The sequence below is a fragment of the Microbacterium terrae genome (genome assembly GCF_017831975.1).
GTDB lineage: Bacteria > Actinomycetota > Actinomycetes > Actinomycetales > Microbacteriaceae > Microbacterium > Microbacterium terrae.
This window is the reverse complement of record NZ_JAFDSS010000001.1, coordinates 2307613-2327321: the sequence shown is the minus strand read 5'-3', so window position 1 is coordinate 2327321 and position 19709 is coordinate 2307613. Positions and strand designations below refer to the sequence as shown.

Here is a 19709-nt window from a genome sequence, read left to right as displayed (position 1 = left end):
CTAGGAAAAGAACAGACATGTCGATCTTCCTCAACAAGGACTCCAAGGTCATCGTCCAGGGCATCACGGGCGGTGAGGGCACCAAGCACACCGCTCTCATGCTCAAGGCCGGCACCCAGGTCGTCGGCGGCGTGAACGCCCGCAAGGCCGGCACCACCGTGCTGCACACCGACGCCGACGGCAACCCGGTCGAGCTCCCGGTCTTCGCCTCGGTCGCCGAGGCCATCGCGGCCACCGGCGCCGATGTCTCGATCGCCTTCGTGCCGCCCGCGTTCACGAAGAGCGCCATGGTCGAGGCCATCGATGCCGAGATCCCGCTCCTCGTCGTGATCACCGAGGGCGTGCCCGTCGGCGACACCGCCGAGGCCTGGGCGTACGCGCAGGCGAAGGGGAACACCACCCGCATCATCGGCCCGAACTGCCCCGGCATCATCACGCCCGGCGAGTCGCTGGTGGGCATCACGCCCGCCAACATCACCGGCAAGGGCCCGATCGGCCTCGTCTCGAAGTCGGGCACCCTGACCTACCAGATGATGTACGAGCTGCGCGAGATCGGCTTCTCGACGGCCATCGGCATCGGCGGCGACCCGATCATCGGCACGACGCACATCGACGCGCTCGCCGCGTTCGAGGCCGACCCCGAGACCAAGGCGATCGTCATGATCGGCGAGATCGGCGGCGACGCCGAGGAGCGTGCTGCCGACTTCATCAAGGCGAACGTGACCAAGCCGGTCGTCGGCTACGTCGCGGGCTTCACCGCCCCCGAGGGCAAGACCATGGGCCACGCCGGCGCCATCGTGTCGGGCTCGGCGGGCACCGCCCAGGCGAAGAAGGAGGCCCTCGAGGCCGCCGGTGTCAAGGTCGGGAAGACCCCGTCCGAGACCGCCGACCTGATGCGCGAGATCATCGCGGGTCTCTGACCTTCCCGGTCCCCGAGCTCGGGCCCTCCCGGTCCCCGAGCTCGTCGAGGGGCGGATGCCATGGCTTCGGCCGCGGCATCCGCCCCTCCTTCGTCGCCTCCGGCGCCTCGACCCGAGTCTCAGCGTTCGGAGCGCGGCACGACGGATCCCGGCCGCGAGCGTGGTCGTAGGCTGGGAGCATGCCGCTGACCGGAGAGTACAAGCCGTCCACATCCGACTGGGCCCGCACCCAGGCCGAGGCCTTCGAGGCGTCGAACGGCCAGAAGTCCAACCTGCTGCGGGGTGTGCCGATCATCGTGCTCACCACGGTCGGCGCGAAGACCGGGGCGCTGCGCAAGACCGCGCTCATGCGCGTGGAGCACGAGGGCCGCTACGTCGTCGTCGCCTCGAAGGGCGGGGCACCCGACGAGCCCAAGTGGGGCGAGAACATGCGTCGCCACCCGCACGTCGAGCTGCAGGACGGCGACGTCAAGCGCGACTACACCGCCCGCGAGCTGTCGGGCGAGGAGCGCGCCGAGTGGTGGCTGCGGGCGACCGCGGTCTGGCCCGACTACGACCAGTACCAGACCAAGACCGACCGGCAGATCGCCATCTTCCTGCTCGACCCGCACGACTGACCGGCCGGGCTCCCTGCTCCGCCGAGTGTGCAGGAAGCCTGCGGACGGGCATCCGATCTGATGCCCACTCGCAGGTTTCGTGAACATCGAGCGGGGGAGGGCGCGCCGACGCGCACGCAGAGAGAGGATGCGGGGTGGACATCGAGCTCGCGCGCATCGCGGGCGGGAGCGTCACGCTGCACGACGCCCGCCGCAAGCGCCGCTGGAGCGTCGAGCTCGAGCCCTTCGAGATCGGCGTCTTCGCCGTCACCGAAGAGCAGTTCGCCGAGATGCTCGGCGAGACGGCGCGGCATCCGCGTCGACCCGCCGTCGACATGTCGTGGTTGCGGGCGATCCGGTTCTGCAACGCCGCGTCGGAGTGGGAGGGGCTCGACCCCGCGTACACGTTCGACGGCGAAGAGGTCACCTGGCACGTCGACGCCGACGGGTTCCGGCTGCCGACCGAGGCCGAGTGGGAGCATGCCTGCCGCGCGGGCTCGACCGGGCCGCACTACGGACCGCTCGCCGAGATCGCGTGGTCGAGCGCCGACGGCGTGACCGCCCCGCAGGCTGTCGGGGGCAAGCTGCCCAACCTCAACGGCCTGTTCGACACCCTCGGCAACACGTGGGAGTGGTGCTGGGATCTGCTCGACCCCGCCCGCTACGCCGACTACCGCGTCTTCCGCGGGGGAGGCTTCGCCGACGACTCCTGGAGCGTCCGCGCCTCGACCCGTCGCGGCGGCGCGCCGCGCATGCACCACGACGACGTCGGGCTGCGGGTCGCGCGCGGCGGGTTCGACGCTCAGGATGCCGCGCAGGGATGGTCCGCCCGCGCCGACGCCGAGCGCGCCGACCCCGACGGTCCGCTGCCGTCCGGATGGACGCCGCGCCGCTGACCCCGATCCAGGCGGGCCGCGGCAGGATGCGCGGCGGTCAGCGCCGGGGCTGCTCCGGGATGAGGATCCACAGCGCGACGTAGACGAACGGCGCGAGCCAGAAGAACGGCAGCGACACGATCACCGTCAGCGCGCGGATCGGGAGCGATCCGATGTCGAAGCGGCGGCCGATGGCGGCGCAGACGCCGGCGAGGATGCGGTCGTCGTGCGGCCGTGCGAGCGTCGTCGACATGGCGTCAGGATACACACGCCGAACCGCCCGGTCGATGGGCTCCGCGCCACAGCGCGGGCACCGCCGACCGGGCGGAGGAGCAGCAGATCAGGAGAAGAGCGCCTCGAAGGGGCCGCGCGCGAAGAACAGCACGAAGCCGCCCGCGACGATCCACAGCAGGGGACTGATCTCGCGGGCCTTGCCCGACAGCGAGCGCACCACGACCCACGAGACGAAGCCCGCGCCGATGCCGTTCGCGATCGAGTAGGTCAGCGGCATGACCGTCACCGTGAGGAAGACGGGGAGGAGCACCGAGAAGTCGTCGAGTTCGATGTGGCGGATCTGCGACATCATCAGCGCACCCACGATGACCAGCGCGGCGGCGGCCACCTCGGTCGGGACGATCGAGACGAGCGGCGTGAAGAACATCGCCACCAGGAACAGACCGCCGGTCACGAGGTTCGCGAGCCCGGTGCGGGCGCCCTCGCCGATGCCCGACCCCGATTCGATGAAGACCGTGTTCGACGAGCTCGACGTGAAGCCACCGGCGACGGCGCCGAAGCCCTCGACGATGAGCGCCGACTTGATGCGCGGGAAGTCGCCCTTCTCGTTGGCGAGGCCGGCCTCCTTCGACAGGCCGGTCATGGTGCCCATCGCGTCGAAGAAGTTCGTGAAGACGAGCGTGAAGACGAACATGATCGCCGCCAGCGCGCCGATGCGCTCGAACGAGCCGAACGACACCTGGCCGACCAGCGACAGGTCGGGCAGACTCACCCAGCTGGCGGGGAGTTCGGGGACCGACAGGCTCCAGCCGCCGGGGTTGACGGCGTCGCCGTCGAACTTCGGGCCGAGGTTCCAGATCGCCTCGACGACCACCGCCACGACGGTGCCGGTGAGGAGGCCGATGAGGATGCCGCCCTTGACCTTGCGGGCGACGAGGATGCCGGTGAGCAGCAGTGTGAGCACGAAGATGAGGGTCGGCACCGTCGCGATCGATCCGTCGACACCGAGGCCGACCGGCGGCGACGACACGCCCGTGGCGGTCACGAAGCCGGCGTCGACGAAGCCGATGAACGCGATGAAGAGGCCGATGCCGACGGTGATCGCGATCTTCAGCTGGATCGGCACGGCGTCGAAGATCATGCGCCGGAGCCCGGTCGCGGCGAGGATCACGATGATCACACCGTTGATGACGACGAGCCCCATGGCCTCGGGCCAGGTGACCTGCCCGACCACCGCCACCGCGAGGAACGAGTTGATGCCGAGGCCGGCGGCGAAGGCGAACGGCAGCCGGGTGACGAGACCGAACAGCACGGTCATCACGCCGGCGGTGAGCGCCGTGGTCGCCGCGACCTGTGCGAACCCGAGGGTGTTGCCGTCGACGTCGACGCCCGCCGACAGGATGATCGGGTTCAGGATGACGATGTACGCCATCGTGACGAACGTGACGACGCCGCCGCGGATCTCGGCGGGGATCGTCGAGCCGCGCCTCGTGATCTCGAAGAAGCGGTCGAAGCCGTTCTTCGGCTCGGCTTCGGGGGTGTCGACGTCAGTCGCCGGGGTGGTGCTCATATCGTGTTTCCTCCGAAGAAACCCTATGCGGTGTCGCGGCGGTCGCCGTGACGGATGCGGCTGACGGATGCGGCGCACGGCCGGGGCGCCGCGGCGGTCGCGCCACGCCACGAAGTAGGGTCGATGGCGCATGAACCGCCTCCTCGTCGCCATCCTCTCCGCCGTCGACGCCACCGTGGCCGTGGCCGTCGGCGTCGCGGCCGTCGCCGCGCCGCTCACCGTGCTCTGGGTCTTCGGCTTCGGCGGCGCCGCGGACTGGGGAGCGCTCTGGCCCGCCTCCGCCGTCGTCTGGCAGCTCGGCGATCTGGTTCCCTTCGCGGTGCGGCTTCCCGACGCCTATCTTGCGGCCGCCGGTATCGACCCGGAGGCCGCTGCCTTCACCCTGTCGCTCGCGCCGCTCGCCTTCGCCGCCTTCACGGCGATCTTCGCCGCGCGCTCGGGGGTGCGCGCCTCGCGCGCTGAAGGCGCCCTCACCGGCGTCGCGACGGGCAGCGCGGTCGTCGCCGTCCTCGCAGGACTCATCGCCTGGACGTCGGCGAACGCGGTCGCACAGACCCCGCTCTGGCTCGCCGTGCTCGCCCCGACGCTCGTCTACGCGCTGCCCGCGGCGATCGCCGCGTTCGTGACCGAATGGTGCGAGGCGACCCGCGGATCCGTCGCGCGGCTGCGCGATCGCACCGAGAGCCTGCCGAACGCGTGGGGTGCGGTCGCTCCGCTCGTGGCACGGGGGAGCGCGATCGTGGTGGCGGGCCTGATCGGGGCGGCGGCGGTGCTCACCGCGGCCGCCATCCTGCTCCGCGCCGACGAGATCATCGCCCTGTACGAAGTCGGCAACGTCGATGCGCTCGGAGCCACCGTGCTGACGCTCGGGCAGCTGGTGTACCTCCCGACGCTGATCGTGTGGGCGCTGGCCTTCATCGCCGGCCCGGGCTTCTCGCTCGGGGCCGGCAGCACCGTCTCGCCCGCGGGCACGTCGGTCGGTGTCGTCCCGGGGGTGCCGCTCCTCGGCGTCGTGCCCGAGTCGCTGTCTCCCTGGCTGCTGCTGCTCGCCCTCGTTCCGGTGGGGCTTGGAGCTCTGGCCGGCTGGTCGCTGCGTTCGCGTCTCGTGCGGGGCGGCATCGCAGGACACGAGGATGCCGCGGTCGGCGCGCGAGCGGCGATCACGGCGGGAGTCGCGGTCGTGTCGGCCGTCGCGGCAGCGGTGCTCGCCTGGGCGGCGTCGGGGTCGCTCGGGCCGGGGACGCTCGCGGCGGTCGGGCCCGATGCAGGGCCGGTGGCTCTCGCCGTCGCCCTCGAGGTCGCGCTGGGCGCGGGCATCCTCCTCCTGTCGCCTCTCGGGCACGACGGAGGTCACGACCACCCGGTGGCCCCGGACACGTGGCGCGACAGCTTCGATGCCGCCGGCGAACAGGTCGGAGATGATCCGGACGGGTTCGCGGCCACACCGGCCTCACGCGACCAGGCGCACGAGGAGCCGGACGACGCATCGGCCACAGCCCCCCTCGGGCCGCGTCGGACCGATTCCCCGGCGTAGTTAGACTGGGCGGGTGCTCACGGTCGCCGTCCTCATCTCCGGAGCGGGCTCCAACATGCGTGCTCTGCTCGATGCCGCGGCCGACCCCGACTACCCGGCCCAGATCATCGTCGTCGGTGCGGACCGCGAGGCCGACGGCTTCGCGCATGCCGAGGAGTACGGCATCCCCTCGTTCATGGTGCCCTTCGCGCAGTTCGACTCGCGCGAGGCCTGGGGCGAGGAGCTGGGTGCTCAGCTCGCCGTGTGGCAGCCCGACCTCATCGTGCTGAGCGGCCTCATGCGACTCCTGCCTGCGGCGCTCGTCGACCAGTGGGCGCCGCGCATGATCAACACGCATCCCGCGTATCTCCCCGAGTTCCCCGGCGCGCACGGCGTGCGCGACGCCCTGGCGGCCGACGTCTCGCAGACCGGCGCCAGCGTGATCATCGTCGACAACGGCGTCGACAGCGGCCCGATCCTCGCCCAGGAGCGCGTGCCCGTGCTGCCCGGCGACGACGAGCACTCCCTGCACGAGCGCATCAAGCCCGTCGAGCGGCGCCTCCTCATCGACGTGGTGCGCCGCATCGCGACCGGCGAGCTCGACCTCGAGACCGCCGCCGCGGCATCCGCCGCAGACGCCGAATCCTGACGACCCCACCCAAGGAGAGCCGACATGGCAGGCCCCCGCCACGACCCCGCCCTCTATCGTCCCCGTGACGTCGTGCCCATCCGGCGCGCCCTCGTCTCGGTGAGCGACAAGACCGATCTGCTGACGCTCGCCGCGGCACTCGCCGACGCCGGGGTGGAGGTGGTCTCGACCGGTGGCTCGGCCACCATGCTTCGCGACGCCGGCTACGCCGTGGCCGACGTGTCGAGCGTGACCGGGTTCCCCGAGTCGCTCGACGGACGCGTTAAGACGCTGCACCCCGGGGTGCACGCCGGCCTGCTGGCCGACCTGCGTCTCGAGGACCACGAGCGCCAGCTCGCCGAGCTCGGCATCGACGCGTTCGAGCTCGTCGTGGTCAACCTCTACCCGTTCGTCGAGACGGTGCGCTCCGGCGCCGAGGGCGACGACGTCGTGGAGCAGATCGACATCGGCGGCCCGGCGATGGTGCGCGCCTCGGCGAAGAACTTCGCCAACGTCGCGATCGTCGTCTCGCCCGAGTCGTACCCGGCCATCGTCGAGTCGCTCGCGGCCGGCGGCACGTCGCTCGCCCAGCGGCGCGACCTCGCTGCCCGCGCGTTCGCGCACACCGCCGAGTACGACCGCGCGGTGGCCACCTGGTTCGCCGAGGAGACGCTGGCCGACGAGGGCGACCTTCCGCAGCACCTCACGATCCAGGCGGAGCGCCTCGAGACGCTGCGCTACGGCGAGAACTCGCACCAGCGCGCCGCGATCTACACCCGCATCGGCGGGCACGGCATCGCCCAGGCGACGCAGCTGCAGGGCAAGGAGATGTCGTACAACAACTATGTCGACGCGGATGCCGCGCTCCGCGCCGCGTTCGACATGGTCAAGCCCGCCGTCGCGATCATCAAGCACGCGAACCCGTGCGGCATCGCCGTGGCCGCACCCAACGCGCTCGACCCCATCGCGAGCGCCCACCTGCGTGCCCACGAGTGCGACCCGGTCTCGGCGTTCGGCGGCGTGATCGCCGCGAACCGCACGATCACGCTCAAGATGGCCGAGAACCTGCGCGACATCTTCACCGAGGTCATCGTCGCGCCCGACTTCGAGCCCGAGGCGCTCGAGGTCTTCAAGCTCAAGAAGAACCTGCGCGTGCTCAAGCTGCCCGCCGACTGGCAGCAGGAGCGCATGGACGTGCGCCTGGTGTCGGGTGGCCTGCTCCTGCAGGATGCCGACCGCTTCCCCGACGACATCGAGTCGGTCGCGAAGGACTGGCAGCTGGTCTCGGGCGAGCGCCCGGCCGACGAGGAGATGACGAACCTCATCTTCGCCTGGAAGTCGTGCCGCGCCGTCAAGTCGAACGCCATCGTGCTCGCCAAGGGCTCGGCGACGGTCGGCATCGGCATGGGCCAGGTGAACCGCGTCGACTCGTGCCGCCTCGCGGTCGAGCGCGCCGCCGACCGCGCGGCCGGCTCCGTCGCGGCATCCGACGCGTTCTTCCCGTTCGCCGACGGACCCCAGGTGCTGATCGATGCCGGGATCACCGCGATCATCCAGCCCGGCGGCTCGGTGCGCGACGAAGAGGTCATCGCCGCGGCGCGTGAAGCGGGCGTGACGATGTTCTTCACCGGAGAGCGCCACTTCTTCCACTGACCTCTCGCCGGGATGACCGCGCCGGAGGCGAGCGGCGCGGCATCCGGGCGGACCAGGTCGGGATCGCGGTGGCGATCGCCGCGAGGACCGTGCCGAGAGCCGTGGGCTCGGCATCGATGAGCGCGTCGGTCAGCGAGCCCCTGCCAATCGGCTGCGTCGGCTCCGCGTCCGTCGCCCTCCCGATGCACGGGCCACCACCCGCGATGGGGAGGCGTCGCCGTCACGGGTAGGGTTTGCGGAGACGTCAGCAGGAGGCACGGTGATCTGGGAGATCGACGAATCGACCCGCACGGTCGAGGGACTCGATGAACACGGTCGGGCGCGACCGGAGTACGCGGCGTCGCTCGGTCTCGTCGCCGCTCCGCGCGGGCGACGCGTGCTCGCCACCACGATCGAGCTCGCCGCGATCCTCGTGCTGATGCTGCCCGCCCTCATCGTGGTGGTGCCCGCGCTGACGGGGCTGACCTCGCCCGAGACCGCGGCCCGCTGGGTCGCCGGCCCGGACGCCGTCGTCGTGCTGATCGTCGGCCTCGCGTCCTGTGCGCTGACGACCGCGTTCATCGTCGTGCAGGTCGTGCTCCACGGCAGAAGAGGAGTCACGCTCGGCAAGGCGCTCACCGGCATCCGCTCGGTGAACGTGCGCACGCTGGAGCGCCCCGGGTTCTGGCGCGGCGGTGTCGTGCGCTACCTGGTGCTCGTCGCGAGCACCCTCGTGCCGCTGGTCGGCCCGCTTCTCGTCATCGCCCTCTCGCCGTTGTTCGACCCCGAGCGCCGAGGCCGCGGGTGGGCCGATCTCGCCGCGGCGACGTGGTTCGTCGACGTGCGCGACGGGCTCAACCCGTACGACGCGAAACGGATGCGGATCGCCCGGAAGACCGCCGCGACCGACCTGAACGACGAGCGGAGCGCGCTTCCGTCGCTCGCGACGCCGGCCCAGACGGGGGAGATCCCCGGGGTGTACGTTCCGGTCACCCGCAGCCGCGGGGGCGTGGTGGGCGCGCCGCGCGACGACAGCCGCGAGGCCGAGCCCGATGTGCCGACGGCCGCGGCTCCGGCCGGCGCATCGCTCGTGACATCGGGCCCGGTCGATCCGGCGAGCCGGGTCGACAGCGCCCCACCGAGCCGCTCGGTGGTGAGCGCGTCGGGCCCCGCTCCCGGCCCGTCGGCGGCGGCGCCGTGGCAGCCGCCCGAGCTTCTGGGGTCTCGGCCGGCCACACCTGCCGCTGCTCCTCCTGCTCCAGCGCCCGCTCAGCCCGCCCCTGCACCGCAGCCTCCCGCACCCCAGACCTCTGCACCGCAGGCCCCCGCACCGATGGCGCCGGCGGTCGCGGCATCCGCACCGGCATCCGCACCTGCTCCGGCCAGACGGGCTTCGTCTGCCGCATCCGCCCCCAGCGCCGGGGCATCGGCGTCGCTGGTGCTCGACGACGGCCGCGAGATCGCGATCGCCGGCGCCGGAGTGCTCGTCGGTCGCGACCCGTCACCGGCGGCAGGGGAGACGGGCTTCACCATGATCGCGATCGACGACCCGTCGCGTTCCGTATCGAAGACGCACCTGGCCGTCACCCGCCACGGGGACCGGCTCGCCGTCGCTGACCGCGGCTCGACGAACGGCAGCTCCATCGTCCGCGGCGGCGCGGAGCGTCCGCTCGCACCCGGCGAGTCCGTGCCCGTCGAGGCACGGGACATCATCCACTTCGGCGACCGCACCGCCGTCATCCGGCTCGGCTGACGCCGGCACCCACGAGGGAACCCCATGAGGCTCAAACTCACGCTGCAGCGACGCAACGATCAGCGCACCGACATCGTCGTGACCTCCGACACCACGGCGACGGTGCACGACATCGCCCGCCGCATCGTGGAAGCTGACCCCTCCCGCGACACGATCGCGGAGCCCGACGACGTGCTCACGCTCAGCGTCGCTCCGCCCACCGCGACGTCGTTCACGATGCTCGACCCCGACCTGCTCATCAGCGATGCACCCGTCGGCTCGGGCTTCGTCGCGGCGATCGTCAACCTCGGCCCGGCGTACGTCGCGTCGCGCAGCGCCGGCGGCCCGCCGGCGGCGATCCTCTACGTCGTGGGCGGCCCGATGGTGGGCCGGGAGTTCCAGCTTCCGCGCGGCCACTTCACGCTGGGCCGCGCGGCAGGCGCCGACATCGTGCTCGACGATCCGCTGATCTCGAAGCGCCACGCCCGCATCGAGATCGGGGCCACCGTCGACGTCGTCGACCTGAACTCGGCGAACGGCATCGTCGTGGACGGCGGACTCGTGCAGCGCCTGCGCGTGATCCCGGGTCAGCGCTTCGTGCTCGGCGACACCGAACTCGTCGTGCGGATGGTGCAGGACTACGCGCCGGTGGAGCAGGACCCCGTGCTCGAGCGCGGCGGCACGCTGCTGTTCAACCGCAGCCCCCGCGTCGAGCCGCGCTACGTCGGCGAGGAGCTCTCGGAGCCGCGCATGCCCAAGGACCCGGTCTCGCGCCTGTTCCCGTGGCCCATGCTCGTCGCCCCGCTCATCCTCGGCATGTCGATCTACGCGATGACCGGCAACCCGCGGTCGCTCCTCGTGGTGCTCCTCTCGCCGCTCATGCTGCTCGGCAATTTCGTCTCGCAGAAGACCCAGGTCGGCCAGCGGCTGAAGAAGGAGGCCGAGGTCTTCGAGCGCACGTTCGAGGAGCTCGAGGAGAGGATGTATCGCGAGCGTCCGCGCGAGCGCGACATCCGCAACCAGGAGGCGCCGCCGGTGGCCGTCGTCTTCGACGAGGCGATGCGGCTGGGGCCGATGCTCTGGACGCGCAGGCCCGAGCACTGGAACTTCCTCTCGGTGCGGCTCGGCACCTCCGACGCGCCGTCGCGCACCACGATCAAGGACGCCGAGAACCCCGACGCCCTGCAGGAGTACGTCGACCGGGTCGACCGCCTGCGCGAGCGGTACCGCACGATCGACGGCGTCCCGGTGCTCGAGTCCCTGCAGAGCGTCGGCGTCATCGGCGTCGCCGGCCCGCCGCGCGTCGCCGCAGACGCCCTGCGCGGGCTCTGCGTGCAGCTGTTCGGCCTGCACTCCCCGAACGAGCTCGTCGCCGTCGCCCTCACCGAGCCCGGCTGGGCGACGCAGCTCGAGTGGCTGAAATGGCTTCCGCACACCTCGAGCGAGCGCAGCCCGTTCCGCGACATGCCGCTGTCGGACTCCGCGTCGACCGGCGCCGCCCTCCTGTCGGGCCTCGAGGAGCTGGTGATGAGGCGGTCGAAGGCCGCGGCGTCGCCGCGCCTCCCGTTCGACGACGACTGGGATCCGATGCGGTACGGCACCGACGTGCGTCGCGCCGCCGAGGAGGCCACGTTCCCGGGGCAGACAGCGGTGCTCGTCATCGTCACGACGGATGCGCCGGTCGACCGTGCACGCCTCACGCAGGTGCTCGAGCGCGGCGCCGACGTCGGGGTGTACGGACTGTTCGTCGCGCCGGTGGTCGATGCGCTCCCCGCGGTCTGCCGCACTTTCCTCGACGTCACCAACGGACTCGAGGCCGCGCGGTCGGGCACCGTGCGCAGCGGCGTCGACTACCCCGCGACCGCGGTCGAGGGCGTCTCCAACGAGCTGATGACCATGCTCGCCAAGCGCCTCGCCCCCGTCGTCGACTCGAGCACGGTGATCGAGGACTCTTCCGACATCCCGAACTCGGTCATGTTCCTCTCGCTCGTGGGCTCGGAGCTCGGCGACGACGCATCCTTCGCGGTCGACCGGTGGCGTGAGAACAACACGATCATCGACCGCTCGGGTGCGCAGCTGCCGCGCCTGAAGAAGGCGGGCACGCTGCGCGCCATCGTCGGTCAGGGTGCGACCGACGCGATGACCCTCGACCTGCGCACGCAGGGTCCGCACGCCCTCGTGGGCGGCACCACCGGTGCCGGCAAGTCGGAGTTCCTGCAGGCCTGGGTGCTCGGTATGGCGGCTGCGCACAGCCCCGACCGGGTCACCTTCCTCTTCGTCGACTACAAGGGCGGGTCGGCGTTCGCCGACTGCGTCGAGCTGCCGCACACCGTGGGTCTCGTCACCGACCTGAGCCCTCACCTCGTACGCCGCGCGCTCACGAGCCTGCGCGCCGAGCTGCACCACCGCGAGCACCTCTTCAACCGCAAGAAGGCGAAGGACCTCCTCGAGCTCGAGAAGCGTCGCGACCCCGACACGCCGCCTGCCCTCGTTCTCGTCATCGACGAGTTCGCCGCGCTCGCGGGCGAGGTGCCCGAGTTCGTCGACGGCGTCGTCGACATCGCCCAGCGCGGCCGGTCGCTCGGCATCCACCTGATCATGGCGACGCAGCGGCCCGCGGGCGTCATCAAGGACAACCTGCGCGCCAACACCAATCTGCGCGTCGCGCTGCGCATGGCCGACGAGTCTGACTCGAAGGATGTCGTCGACGACCCGGTGGCCGCGCGCTTCGATCCGAGCATCCCGGGTCGCGGCATCGCGAAGACCGGTCCCGGCAGGCTCGTGTCGTTCCAGTCGGCCTACGCGGGCGGCTGGAGCACCGACGACGTCGTGGTCGCCGACGTGTCGGTGGCCGAGCTGCGGTTCGGCTCGGTGCAGAACTGGGAGCTGCCCGACGCGCCCGACGCCGAGGACCACCAGATCGACCCCGGCCCCAACGACCAGAAGCGGATCGTCGCGACGCTCGTCGCCGCCGCGGCGGCGGCCCGCATCCCGGCTCCGCGTCGTCCGTGGCTCGACGACCTCGAGCAGACCGTCGACCTCCGGTCGCTGCGCGCCGGCCGCGCAGGGAACATCCTCCTCGGCAAGGCCGACATCCCCGAGCGACAGCTGCAGGAGGCGGTCTACTTCGACCCCGACCGCGACGGCTCGATGCTCGTCTACGGCACGAGCGGCTCGGGCAAGTCGACCGTGCTGCGCACCATCGCGATCTCGTCGGCGCTCGGACGGCGATCCGAGAACGTCGAGGTCTACGGCCTCGACTTCGGCTCGGGATCGCTCAAGAGCCTCGAGCTCCTGCCCCACGTCGGCTCGATCATCCCCGGCGACGACGCCGAGCGCGTCCAGCGCATCATGCGATCGCTCGGGCGCATCCTCGACGACCGCGGCAAGCGCTTCAGTGCGGCCAACGCGTCGAGCATCTCGGAGTACCGCGAACTGTCGGGGCGCGACGAGCCGCGCATCATCCTGCTCCTCGACGGTCTGCCCCAGTTCCGGTCCGAGTGGGAGTCCACGACCGCGAGGATGCCGTTCTATCAGGCCTTCATGCGCGTCCTCGGCGAGGGCCGCCCGCTCGGCGTGCACGTGGTCGCCACGGCGGACAGATCGGGCTCGGTTCCGACAGCGGTGAGCTCCAACGTCTCGCGCCGTGTCGTGCTGCGTCTGTCGGACGAGAACGCCTACGCGCTGCTCAACGCGCCGAAGGACGTGCTCGACGAGCGCTCCGCACCGGGACGCGCGATCGTCGACGGCTTCGAGGCGCAGATCGCCGTGCTCGGCGGAACGTCGAACGTCGCCGAGCAGACGAAGCTCATGGAGCAGCTGGCCGACGAGCTGCGTGCCGGCGGAGCTCGCGAGGTCGCCGAGATCGGTTCGCTGCCGACGCGCCTGGCACTGACCGACCTTCCCGACCGCATCGGCGAGTTCCCCGTGCTCGGTGTGGCCGAAGACACCCTCGCTCCGCGCGAGTTCGACCCGGTCGGGTCGTTCGTGGTGGCCGGTCCGCCGCTGTCGGGGAAGACCAACGCGATGAAGGCGCTCATCACCGCGATGACGCGCCTCGATCCCGAGGTGAAGCTGTTCCACTTCGGCGGTCGCCGCTCCCAGCTGCGCGACTTCGCTCCGTGGATGCGCAGCGCGACGACGCCCGACGATGCGAAGGAGCTCGCCACCGAGCTCGCCGAGCTGGTCGCGGATGAGACGGTCGGGATGCGGCTCATGGTCGTGATCGAAGACGTGCCGCAGTTCGCCGACTCGGCCGCGGAGCGACCGCTGAAGGCGCTGTTCCAGGCGATCAACCGCAGCGACCACTTCCTCATCGGCGACGCCGACGTCAACCAGGTCACGAGCGGCTTCGGCCTCATCGGCGACTTCAAGGGCGGGCGCAAGGGCATCGTGCTGCGTGCCGACGCCTTCGACGGCGACGCGATCTTCAAGGTGCCGTTCCCGAAGGTGAAGAGGTCGGACTTCCCCGAGGGACGCGGCATCTTCGTGCAGGCGGGTCGCGCTGTGACCGTTCAGGTGCCGCTCGTGGAGATGGCGTCGCTGCCGGTGCCGCAGGGAATCTCCGGCGCGTGAGAGGCGCATCGGCGCGCATCGGCGCGGTCGATGGGGAATGGTCCCCATCGACCAGGATCTCGGCCGGCGGTTAGGTTGGTTCGGCGAGCCCGCTGTCGTTCGGCGCAGCCGCTGCGAACGCCGCGCGCCCGCGCTGCCCCGCGACCGGAGGAACCCGATGGACATCATGCTCGACCTCGAACAGCTGAGGGAAGCGCGCACCGGGCTCGTGGCATCCATCTCCGAATTCGAAGGCGCCGCGAGCCGCAACGACAGGCTCGAGGACGCCATCGGGCGCCCCGACGGCCGCAGCGCGCTGCTCGACAAGGTGATCGACTTCGAGGTGGACTGGCGTGACAAGCGCGGGAAGCTGAGCGAGAACCTCACGAACATCCAGGAGCAGCTTTCGTCGATCATCGACGGCTGGTCCGAGTGGGACTCCGGGACCGCTGCTGAGCTCGAGGGCTCCACCACGACCGAGACCGTCCAGACGCCGGCGGTGAGCTGATGCGCTCTCCGAATACCGGAGTCGAGCTGCGCCAGCTCGACGGGACCGCAGCCGACATCGTGACCCGCGCCACCGCACTGAAAGCGCTGGCGACCAGGATGGAGACGACGGCCACGCATCTGAAGAACATCGGCAGTTCGTCGATCCACAAGAGCAAGGGAACCGACAAGCTCGCCGAGATGGCGAACGAGACGTACGCCGATCTCGCGGATGCCGCTGTGCGGTACCGCGGCACCGGCACCGCCCTGGCGACGTACGGCGAGGCTCTCGATGTCGCGCAGACGTGGTTGCGGGCGAACATCGACGACGTCGAACGGGCCGAGAACTCCTATCAGACCGCCCTCGCGGACAAGGCGGAGGCCGACCATCTGAGCTTGCTCGCGGGAATGCGTGCGCAGGGCTCCGACGACGACGCCGATGCGCGCGCCGCGACGCGAGCGGACTCTGCCGCCGAGGACGCGGCGACGTCTCTGCAGACGGCCACGAACGACCGCACGACGATGTGGCAAGCCTTCGACGGCGTCTTCGAGACCTGGTCGGAGGCGTACGACGACGCCGTCGATGGCATCGAGTCCGCCATCGAGACGGCGGGGAACAACGACGGATTCTGGGAGTTCGTGGATGACGTGCTTCAGGTCATCGCCATCGTCCTCGTGGTCCTCAGTGTCATCGCCCTCGTCATCGGAGCACCGCTGACGGGGCTGCTCGCGGGCATCATCTTCGCGCTCGCAGCAGCGTCGTTCCTTCTCACGACGTTGAAGTTCGCGTACGGCCGGGCGAGTCTCAGCGATGTCGCGTGGAGTGCCGTCGGCCTGCTGCCGTTCGGCGTCGGGAAGCTGCTCGCACGCGGCGTGCCGACCCTCGCGACCGTGGTTCAGGGAGGGCGGGGCGTCGTCACGGCCGCGATCCGGGCCGGGCTTCCGCGGGTCTCACTCCTCCGGCCGACGACCTGGGTCAGCCCCGTCCGGTCGCTGTTCGCCCCGGTGCGGTCGTGGCTCGCGCTGCCGAAGCCGGGGATGTTCACCAACCCGTTCGCCGCCATTCGCATGGGCGGCGCCGAGACCTCGCAGATCTCGACCTTCCTGAACACGATGCGGGGAACACCGTGGGCGACCAATCCCGGCGTGCAGCAGTTCATCTCCTCGACGACGGCCGCGCTTCCCGGGGGCATCCGGCAGGCGGCCAACGTGATCACCTGGGGCGGGTTCAGCACCGTCGATCTTCTCGGTCTCGCGAACATGCAACCGCAGATCCCCGGCCTTCGAGACGTCCGCGTAGGCTGACACCGTGGGACCGCGCCTTTCGACTTCACCCGTCCACCGGATCGCGAGCGTCGCGTACGCCGTCGTCACGGTCGCACCTGCAGCCGCCCTCGTCGTGTATCTCGTCGGCTCGCTCATCCTCTCCGGCGGGCAGGTGAGCGAGACGACCGAGGCGATCTGGGGCGTGGTGATCCCCTACCCGCTGTTCGTCGTGCCGACGTGGGTCCTCGTCGGGGCCGCGATCGTCTCCGTCGTGCTCGTCGTCGTGGTCGTCGCTTCGGCGAGAGCCGATGACATCCTCGGGCTGCGCGGACTCATCGGTCCGACGGTCGCGGCGATCATCGCCTCGCTGGGTTTCGCTCTGCTGACCCCTGACGCGGGCCGCCGTATGGGCGATGCGGTCTGGGGCGGGCAGTGGGTCGCTGCGGTGATCAGCGCCGCATCACTCCTGATCCTCGTCGTCGGCACGCAGCTGGTGCGTGCCCGCACGAGCGACGGATCCGGACGAGCCGTGTGAGCGGGCTGACCGGATTCCGCATCCTTCTTCCGCCGGGCTGGTCGCAGTACCGCGTCGACCCGGACGGCCGGGCGCAGTTCATGGCCAAGCTGTCGGCGCGCATGAAGCAGATCGGAAACCCTGAGCTCGACATCCGGCTGAGGATGCTGGCGAACGCGCAGTGGCGTCAGCTCGAGCAGACCCGGACGCATTCGGTGTATCTCGCGGACCGCGATGTGGAGGGACTGGCACAGCTGCCGGTGTCGATCGCGGTCACGCAGCACATGGCGCCGGCCGGAACGACCTTCGTGGAGAGTCTCGGGCCGCTCGCACGGGTGCCGGTCGAGACGATCGACACCGCGATCGGACCGATCCGGCGCTGGCAGCGGGTGCGGGCCGGCGACGGTGAGACGGCGGGCATCACGACCCGCACGCTCGGGTACGGTTTCGTCCTCCCCGACGGCGATGACCGTCGGGGGCTCGTGTTCGTCGCGTCGATACCTCACCCGGACGATGCGGACGATCAGCTCGTCGAGGGCGCCGCCGAGCTTGTCGACACGATCATGGAGACGTTCCGTTGGCGCTAGCACCGGACTACACCCTCGAACTCGGCGACGCCTGGCTCCCGATCCCGCTCGAGTTCCCGTGGGGGGCGTTCACCGATGCCCGAGCATGGGGCACCGAACTCGCCGAGAGCCTGCTTCACGGTGTGGCGACCGGCGACGAGGCACGCGATCTCCTTCGCGACACAGCCATCACGCTGCAGTCGATGCCCAGCCCGCTCCCGGGCGCACAGGAGCGGTTCTGGCGCACCGAGGACGTCGGCGGAGAGTCCATCGTGGCGCACCTCTACATCACCGACACCGATGCCGCAGGGGTCGACGACATGCTCCAGCTCATCCGGGCCGGGTTGGGCGGCGCTGTTCAGACGTGGCGACTCATCGACGGCACGGCGTTCGACGCCGCGGTGGCAGCTGTGGTCGTCACCGAGATCGACGAGGGTCGGGACATCGCCGCGACCCGATACCTCGGTGTGCGTGCCGGTCACGTCTTCCTCCTCGATCTCATCGAGGAGGATCCGTACGTGCTGGAGGCCGTGGACGCGGAGATCGAGCAGATCTTCCGGTCGATCCGGTTCTCCTGAGCGGGCCGTGCCCGTGGTCGTCCACATGGGGAATGGTCCCCATGGCCGGTGTTGGTGGGTGCGGTTAGGTTGGTGTGGCGGGCCCGGTCGGGTTCGGGGTTCACTTGAGTGAGGGAGTTGACGATGGCCGATTTCGGTGCTTCGTATGCGGAGATGGAGCAGGTGGCGTCGACGCTGTCGCAGGCTCGTGATGACATCCAGGGGCAGTTGGACACGCTGAAGAGCCAGGTGGACACGCTGCTGGGTGAGGACTTCAAGACGCAGCACGCGTCGGGCAAGTTCGGTGAGGGCTACGGCGAGCTCACGACGGGTCTGAAGGGTGCTGTGGACGGCATCAACGACATGTCGGAGTCGCTGCTGGGCATGATGCGCGCGATCCAGGACCTCGACCAGCAGCTCGCCGGCGGCTGACCCGCGGTTTCCGCTCGAGCATGGGGGCCGGGCGGCCCCCATGCTTCTTTCCACCTGCAAGACGGCCCTGGGAGTGAAGACACGTGTCGGTGAAGATCTCGTACGACGAGCTGGGTGCGCTGTACACCAACCTGCTCGCGACGCAGACCGAGTTCGAGTCCGCGTCGAAGCGGCGCAGCGACCTCAGTCACGACATCGGCACGCCCTACGGCCACGGCGATCTCCGTGACAAGACCGACGACTTCGAGAAGCGGTGGGACGACCGTCGCAACAAGCTGACCGAAGGACTCAAAGCGGTGAGCGAGCAGGCCAAGACCGTGCTCGAGGGCTTCGGCGATTTCGACACCCAGGTGGCCGCCGAGCTGGCCCAGCAGATGCAGGAAGTGGACTGACCATGGCGACCCATCAGTCTCCGAAGGGACGCGGCGTCGAGATCGTCGAGGGCAACGGCGGCGATGTCCGCGATCGCGGGCAGCAGATCATCAACATCGGCTCCGCGATGGCGGAGGCCGAGTCGCTGCTCACCAGGCTCGTCGACAACGGCGCCGACATGGAGGGCAAGGCCGTCGACAAGCTGCGCGAGCTGAGCGGCGAGGTCAACGTCGAGCTCGGCCGGGCTGCTGAGCTGTACCAGGCGGTCGGGCCGTTCGTGCGGGCGTACGGGGTCGAGCTCGCCGCGATCCGCACGCTCATGAACACGTCGGTGTCCGATGCCGACACGTACTGGCTGCGGTACCAGCAGAAGCTGAGCGAGTGGCAGAGCGCCCAGATGCGGCCGGTGCCCTACCCGGCAGATTCCGACGACGACGTCGAGGCCTGCACCGCTGCCGAGCGCAGGCACGCCGACGCGGTCGAGACCGCCGAATGCGACAAGAACGACGCCTACCTGCTGTGGAAGGGTGCGGCAGACGACTTCGACGACCAGTACGACCGCTGGGAGACGGCGTTCGACGCGGCGGTCGCCGGCATGCGGTCGTCGAATGCGAACGCGATCAAGGACGGCTGGCGCGACAACCTCGACGGCTTCGTCGACTTCGCGCTCGATGTGCTCGCGGTCGCGGGCGTCGTGCTCGCGGTGCTCGCGATGGTCGTCGGCGGTCCCATCGTCGGCCTCCTGGCGCTCGCCGTGGGCGTCCTCGCCCTGGCCGGAACCCTGTGGCAGTATTCGCGCGGTGACGCCGAACTGTGGGAGGTCGGGCTCGCGGTGCTCGGCGTGATCCCGTTCGGCGCCTTCGGCGAGTTCGCCAGCGGCGGGTTCAAGGCGGGGATGCGGGCCTGGACCGGCTTCCCCCGCGGCGGTCTGTCGTTCGGCGACGACCTCGCCCGCTGGGGTCTCAGCATGGGCTCCCGCAGCCCCGGCCAGTGGGTCTCCAACATGCGGTCGCTCGGGCCCGAGGCCGGCTACGTCGTCAACTCGTTCGACGAGGTGCTGAGCACCGTCATCACCGGGCAGGACCCGTTCATGTGGGAGGTCATCGGCGCCCTCGGAACGACCGGCGAGCAGGTGACGTACGCGTTCAGCGGCCTCGGTGCGCACTACAACAACATCGCCACCCTGGTGGGCGGTGTGCAGGGCACGTTCGAGTTCGCCACCGGGCTCGACCGCATCGTCTACCCGACGTGGTGACCGCGGT

18 protein-coding genes are annotated in these 19709 nt (G+C 70.5%); 16 read left to right on the top strand and 2 right to left on the bottom strand.

Annotation, left to right across the window (positions count from 1 at the left end):
* The first annotated feature begins 17 nt into the window (after positions 1-17).
* From sucD to JOD63_RS10675, 3 genes are all read left to right on the top strand, one after another.
* The gene (sucD, locus tag JOD63_RS10685; protein WP_045275885.1) at positions 18-920 is read left to right on the top strand and encodes a succinate--CoA ligase subunit alpha; all 903 of its coding nucleotides are present in this window, start codon (positions 18-20) and stop codon (positions 918-920) included.
* A 179-nt stretch (positions 921-1099) separates the two neighbouring features.
* The gene (locus tag JOD63_RS10680; RefSeq protein WP_045275884.1) at positions 1100-1537 is read left to right on the top strand and encodes a nitroreductase family deazaflavin-dependent oxidoreductase; all 438 of its coding nucleotides are present in this window, start codon (positions 1100-1102) and stop codon (positions 1535-1537) included.
* Between the two features lie 134 nt (positions 1538-1671).
* Positions 1672-2412 (top strand): formylglycine-generating enzyme family protein, encoded by a 741-nt coding sequence (locus JOD63_RS10675; RefSeq protein ID WP_045275883.1) that lies wholly within the window; start codon positions 1672-1674, stop codon positions 2410-2412.
* 37 nt (positions 2413-2449) lie between these two features.
* Here the strand turns inward: JOD63_RS10675 and JOD63_RS10670 are convergent, their stop codons facing one another.
* Together JOD63_RS10670 and JOD63_RS10665 are read right to left on the bottom strand one after the other, a co-directional pair.
* Positions 2450-2644, bottom strand: a complete 195-nt coding sequence (locus JOD63_RS10670) for a PspC domain-containing protein (protein ID WP_045275882.1) — start codon at positions 2642-2644, stop codon at positions 2450-2452.
* Between the two features lie 87 nt (positions 2645-2731).
* A complete protein-coding gene (locus JOD63_RS10665; protein ID WP_045275881.1) occupies positions 2732-4195 on the bottom strand; it encodes an NCS2 family permease in 1464 nt (487 codons plus the stop codon).
* A gap of 130 nt (positions 4196-4325) precedes the next feature.
* Between JOD63_RS10665 and JOD63_RS10660 the strand changes: the two genes are divergently transcribed.
* The 13 genes from JOD63_RS10660 (at position 4326) to JOD63_RS10600 (ending at position 19702) form a co-directional block, all read left to right on the top strand.
* The gene (locus tag JOD63_RS10660) at positions 4326-5729 is read left to right on the top strand and encodes a cell division protein PerM (RefSeq protein ID WP_084613540.1); all 1404 of its coding nucleotides are present in this window, start codon (positions 4326-4328) and stop codon (positions 5727-5729) included.
* 13 nt (positions 5730-5742) lie between these two features.
* Positions 5743-6357: a phosphoribosylglycinamide formyltransferase gene (purN, locus tag JOD63_RS10655; RefSeq protein ID WP_045275880.1), complete on the top strand. Its 615-nt coding sequence runs from the start codon at positions 5743-5745 to the stop codon at positions 6355-6357.
* Between the two features lie 24 nt (positions 6358-6381).
* Positions 6382-7989: a bifunctional phosphoribosylaminoimidazolecarboxamide formyltransferase/IMP cyclohydrolase gene (gene purH, locus JOD63_RS10650; protein ID WP_045275879.1), complete on the top strand. Its 1608-nt coding sequence runs from the start codon at positions 6382-6384 to the stop codon at positions 7987-7989.
* A gap of 259 nt (positions 7990-8248) precedes the next feature.
* On the top strand, positions 8249-9721 hold the full coding sequence (locus JOD63_RS10645; RefSeq protein WP_045275878.1) for an RDD family protein: 1473 nt from the start codon (positions 8249-8251) through the stop codon (positions 9719-9721).
* A gap of 24 nt (positions 9722-9745) precedes the next feature.
* Positions 9746-14275 carry an FtsK/SpoIIIE domain-containing protein gene (locus JOD63_RS10640; protein WP_045275877.1) on the top strand — a complete coding sequence of 1510 codons (4530 nt, stop codon included), beginning with the start codon at positions 9746-9748 and terminating at the stop codon, positions 14273-14275.
* Between the two features lie 157 nt (positions 14276-14432).
* Positions 14433-14762: a hypothetical protein gene (locus JOD63_RS10635; RefSeq protein ID WP_045275876.1), complete on the top strand. Its 330-nt coding sequence runs from the start codon at positions 14433-14435 to the stop codon at positions 14760-14762.
* Positions 14762-16045 carry a hypothetical protein gene (locus tag JOD63_RS10630; protein ID WP_045275875.1) on the top strand — a complete coding sequence of 428 codons (1284 nt, stop codon included), beginning with the start codon at positions 14762-14764 and terminating at the stop codon, positions 16043-16045. Before JOD63_RS10635 ends, JOD63_RS10630 begins: the two co-directional genes overlap by 1 nt.
* A 4-nt stretch (positions 16046-16049) precedes the next feature.
* Positions 16050-16541, top strand: a complete 492-nt coding sequence (locus tag JOD63_RS10625; RefSeq protein WP_045275874.1) for a hypothetical protein — start codon at positions 16050-16052, stop codon at positions 16539-16541.
* Positions 16538-17107 (top strand): hypothetical protein, encoded by a 570-nt coding sequence (locus JOD63_RS10620; protein ID WP_045275873.1) that lies wholly within the window; start codon positions 16538-16540, stop codon positions 17105-17107. Before JOD63_RS10625 ends, JOD63_RS10620 begins: the two co-directional genes overlap by 4 nt.
* Positions 17098-17664: a hypothetical protein gene (locus JOD63_RS10615; RefSeq protein ID WP_045275872.1), complete on the top strand. Its 567-nt coding sequence runs from the start codon at positions 17098-17100 to the stop codon at positions 17662-17664. Before JOD63_RS10620 ends, JOD63_RS10615 begins: the two co-directional genes overlap by 10 nt.
* 123 nt (positions 17665-17787) lie before the next feature.
* Entirely contained in the window at positions 17788-18075 is a 288-nt protein-coding gene (locus tag JOD63_RS10610) for a WXG100 family type VII secretion target (protein ID WP_045275866.1), read from the top strand.
* 83 nt (positions 18076-18158) lie between these two features.
* Positions 18159-18467, top strand: a complete 309-nt coding sequence (locus tag JOD63_RS10605; protein WP_045275871.1) for a hypothetical protein — start codon at positions 18159-18161, stop codon at positions 18465-18467.
* A 2-nt stretch (positions 18468-18469) separates the two neighbouring features.
* A complete protein-coding gene (locus JOD63_RS10600) occupies positions 18470-19702 on the top strand; it encodes a hypothetical protein (RefSeq protein ID WP_045275870.1) in 1233 nt (410 codons plus the stop codon).
* Positions 19703-19709: the final 7 nt, after the last annotated feature.

Coding starts and splice junctions, on each gene's coding strand:
- JOD63_RS10680 (WP_045275884.1), top strand. CDS start 1,100: ATGCCGCTGACCGGAGAGTACAAGCCGTCCACATCCGACTGGGCCCGC.
- JOD63_RS10665 (WP_045275881.1), bottom strand. CDS start 4,195: ATGAGCACCACCCCGGCGACTGACGTCGACACCCCCGAAGCCGAGCCG.
- purH (WP_045275879.1), top strand. CDS start 6,382: ATGGCAGGCCCCCGCCACGACCCCGCCCTCTATCGTCCCCGTGACGTC.
- sucD (WP_045275885.1), top strand. CDS start 18: ATGTCGATCTTCCTCAACAAGGACTCCAAGGTCATCGTCCAGGGCATC.
- JOD63_RS10635 (WP_045275876.1), top strand. CDS start 14,433: ATGGACATCATGCTCGACCTCGAACAGCTGAGGGAAGCGCGCACCGGG.
- JOD63_RS10670 (WP_045275882.1), bottom strand. CDS start 2,644: ATGTCGACGACGCTCGCACGGCCGCACGACGACCGCATCCTCGCCGGC.
- JOD63_RS10660 (WP_084613540.1), top strand. CDS start 4,326: ATGAACCGCCTCCTCGTCGCCATCCTCTCCGCCGTCGACGCCACCGTG.
- JOD63_RS10610 (WP_045275866.1), top strand. CDS start 17,788: ATGGCCGATTTCGGTGCTTCGTATGCGGAGATGGAGCAGGTGGCGTCG.
- JOD63_RS10630 (WP_045275875.1), top strand. CDS start 14,762: ATGCGCTCTCCGAATACCGGAGTCGAGCTGCGCCAGCTCGACGGGACC.
- JOD63_RS10600 (WP_045275870.1), top strand. CDS start 18,470: ATGGCGACCCATCAGTCTCCGAAGGGACGCGGCGTCGAGATCGTCGAG.
- JOD63_RS10640 (WP_045275877.1), top strand. CDS start 9,746: ATGAGGCTCAAACTCACGCTGCAGCGACGCAACGATCAGCGCACCGAC.